General features: G+C 30.9%; 6 protein-coding genes and 1 pseudogene. All 7 read right to left on the reverse strand.

Annotated elements, in window-relative coordinates; translation table 11 throughout:
- A pseudogene (locus ACK5ON_RS12930) lies at positions 1-398 on the reverse strand (hypothetical protein); the annotation flags it as partial.
- 173 nt (positions 399-571) lie between these two features.
- Positions 572-871, reverse strand: coding sequence for a hypothetical protein (locus ACK5ON_RS12935; protein WP_409823245.1), 300 nt, complete (start codon positions 869-871; stop codon positions 572-574).
- A complete protein-coding gene (locus ACK5ON_RS12940) occupies positions 868-1,473 on the reverse strand; it encodes a glycoside hydrolase family 73 protein (protein ID WP_409823248.1) in 606 nt (201 codons plus the stop codon). Before ACK5ON_RS12940 ends, ACK5ON_RS12935 begins: the two co-directional genes overlap by 4 nt.
- Positions 1,473-1,631 (reverse strand): hypothetical protein, encoded by a 159-nt coding sequence (locus ACK5ON_RS12945; RefSeq protein ID WP_409823251.1) that lies wholly within the window; start codon positions 1,629-1,631, stop codon positions 1,473-1,475. The genes ACK5ON_RS12940 and ACK5ON_RS12945 overlap by 1 nt, the downstream gene beginning before the upstream one ends.
- A gap of 1 nt (position 1,632) precedes the next feature.
- Positions 1,633-2,124, reverse strand: a complete 492-nt coding sequence (locus tag ACK5ON_RS12950; protein WP_409823253.1) for a hypothetical protein — start codon at positions 2,122-2,124, stop codon at positions 1,633-1,635.
- Entirely contained in the window at positions 2,121-2,687 is a 567-nt protein-coding gene (locus ACK5ON_RS12955) for a hypothetical protein (RefSeq protein WP_409823255.1), read from the reverse strand. Before ACK5ON_RS12955 ends, ACK5ON_RS12950 begins: the two co-directional genes overlap by 4 nt.
- 1 nt (position 2,688) lies before the next feature.
- Positions 2,689-2,872 (reverse strand): hypothetical protein (locus ACK5ON_RS12960; RefSeq protein WP_409823257.1); only part of this gene is annotated, 184 nt, incomplete at its 5' end.

Consider the following 2,872-nt stretch of genomic DNA (forward strand, 5'->3'; position numbering starts at 1 on the left):
GAATTACCTAAACTATCAATTTTTAAACGCTGTGTATTATTAGTTCTAAACAACAATGATCTATTTGAAGTAGTTCCGATAAAATTTGTGTTTGTACTAACTGAATTGCCTGTTAAGTTCCAACTTGTATTTGTAAAACCGCTTAAAGCGTCACCCATGCCACGAATAGCATTGTATAATTGCCTATTATCCGAATTTCCAAAAGGTAAAGTTGATGTATAAGTTGTTAGTGAATTTGGTAAAGTCATTGTTGGCGCTGCAATACGTGCGCCTTCATACATTTGTAATAGATCACTGCTAAAGAATTTTAACGTACGTGTGTAACTTGTTGTTGTACTTTGCGCACTTGCGCATACAACGGCTAAAATAATTAATAGCGAATAGATGATTTTTTTCATTTGTTTTTTTCGGTTTTATAGTGATTATATAATTTTGCAACAGCGTACCATGCAGAAGCACCGCCCGCTATTGTGCCTAAAACGGTGTTTATATCAGTTAAAGATATTGCGCCTATCCAAATGATAAGCGGTGCAAATGTTTCAAGTATAAAATATTTGTGATGCATAGAGAATTAAATGAATTTAAAAATAAGATCAATAAATTTTTCAACTTCTAATTTATTTGATAGTACCAAATAGATTAATGTTGCAGAAGTAGCAAGTTGCAAGGCAATACTTAACCAACTGTGAGGCAATTCAACAGGTGTTTCAGTTGGTTGCTCATTTGGTAGGTTAATAATATTATCAACTTCTTTTTTAACGTCTAATGATCTTTTTACTTTCCAATTTTCTACTGCTTCAATTATACCGTTAATTGTTGGTGATCCTTTTGCAATGCCTCGCAAAATATCACGGAATAGCTTTTTTTTCATGCTCCGTATTTTGTTTTAATTGTTTGTATTAATGATTTGATTTTTGAAGGGTAATTAATATCCGTTGCATAACCCGCCTTCCAAATTTCGTCCGTAAATTTATTTACGTCATTTGTATAGTTAAAAGCATTTGCATAACGTGGTAATAAAAGTACTTTTATGTATGCGGTTAAACCTTCTATAAGGCTGTTGTATTTTGCGAAGTTTTGAGGCAAGAAAATACGTGTTTTGCCTGTTTTAGCGTCGTATAAATCCTTTGATTTATCGCGTGTAGGATAATCATTAGGATTTTTCACGTATTCATAGGTCATTTTAGTAACAAAAGGCTGCCCCGATTTTGCTTTAATACCGGCAAAATTTCCCGCTTCATAAACTAAGCTACTTTTGCCATAACCTGTTTCTAAAGCAGTTTGAGCAAGTATAAACAGGTAAGGAATACCAGTCTTAACTTGCAATTCTTTTGCAATTGGTTTTAACCTGTTGATATAATCCTGTGGTCCTTCAAATTTTAACCCGATCACATTTGTTTCATCTTTTTTCATCTTTGATAAAAAAATTAAAAGCATTATTATTAATGCCGCTATTATTACACCTTTTTTCATTATCTCACACGCTCTAAAGTTAGATTTATTGCAGTTGTTAGATCAACATCGCCAAACGCTTGACGCTTTACAACAGTTTCAGCAACTTCAGTTTTTTTACTTCTCATTAAGAAATAAACTAAAGCTAAAACCGCACCGATTAAAAATATATTTTTCATATTATAACAATGGTTTGTTTTTGATTATTAAATAAACTCTGCTCATTTCATCTTCATTCATAAAATCACTAACATACTCAACAACATCTTTTTTGGTGTAAACCTTAAAAAACTCATTGAAGAAATATAATTTTGTTTGTGATCCTATTGATTTAAACACTGAATAAACTGCACTTTCATCATCTTTGAAAATACCTTTTGCATTTATTAGTGCATCTTTCCACTGAAGCATTTGCGAACTTGAAGGTGTAAATAATTTAATATCACTTGATGTTAACTGTGATACTTGTTTGTTTCTTGCTTTTGCAATTGCTTGTTTAATTGTAGTTAAAAAAGTTGGTTTAAACTGTGGAGCATCTAACAACTTTTCGGTGTTTGCCTCTTCATCTGTTTGACCTAAAAAGCCAAATTTACGAAGCAATGATAATAGTGCAAAGATCAATATAATAACCGTTGCCCATTTCAAAACGTTTAAGGGTGATTTTTCCATCATACTAAAAATGATTTTTTTGCTTGTGTGTATAAATTATTTTTTCTTTTTACTGCTTCTTTACGATCTGATAAACTGTAATTTATTGCTGCAACAACTTGCGAAGGGTTATAGCCTAGTTTAATCATTTCATTGTATGCAAACTGATCACAATTTTTTTCGCTTAATTGACCTTGACCTGAATAAAAATAATGACCTAACTCATGAAGCTTTATGTAATCCATAACAAACTGTGGTGCGTCTTTAAATGAATTATCAAAGTATATTATGTGATTTACATTGTCAACACTACATTTATTAGGATTTTCAGTAAAGAATATTTTAAATTCTTTAGGCAGTTTTTTCGGTCTGTTTGGTGAAGGCAGTATTTTAATTTTAAATTTTCGTGGCTCTGTTACCTTTTGTAAATTGTTGTTTGTTGTATATTCGCCTTCAGGTAAATTGAAATAAATTATTTTACCTTCATTGTTTAACTTAAAATAAAAGATATTGCCATTAAGATCATTAATGACAATATTTTTATCTTTTGAGATAAACCCGCTTTTTTTATTTACAAAAAATCTCATATTAAAACCACTTAGCAAGTTTACCAACAACAAAAACACCCGCTAAAATTCCTAAAACAACAAGTATTTTTTTATTTCCTGTTTCAGTTTGGGTTTTATTTTCTTCAATGCTTTTTTCTGCATCTGAAACCAATTTTTGTTGCTCAGAGCTTAACGTTGCGCCCGCATCCTTTTTACCTTTTAAT

The organism is Flavobacterium sp., from assembly GCF_046317795.1.
In the GTDB taxonomy this organism is placed as follows: Bacteria; Bacteroidota; Bacteroidia; order Flavobacteriales; family Flavobacteriaceae; genus Flavobacterium.

Bases quoted from the DNA above. Each gene is read 5' to 3' on its own strand.
- ACK5ON_RS12935 (WP_409823245.1), bottom strand. From the start codon at position 871: ATGAAAAAAAAGCTATTCCGTGATATTTTGCGAGGCATTGCAAAAGGA.
- ACK5ON_RS12940 (WP_409823248.1), bottom strand. From the start codon at position 1,473: ATGAAAAAAGGTGTAATAATAGCGGCATTAATAATAATGCTTTTAATT.
- ACK5ON_RS12945 (WP_409823251.1), bottom strand. From the start codon at position 1,631: ATGAAAAATATATTTTTAATCGGTGCGGTTTTAGCTTTAGTTTATTTC.
- ACK5ON_RS12950 (WP_409823253.1), bottom strand. From the start codon at position 2,124: ATGATGGAAAAATCACCCTTAAACGTTTTGAAATGGGCAACGGTTATT.
- ACK5ON_RS12955 (WP_409823255.1), bottom strand. From the start codon at position 2,687: ATGAGATTTTTTGTAAATAAAAAAAGCGGGTTTATCTCAAAAGATAAA.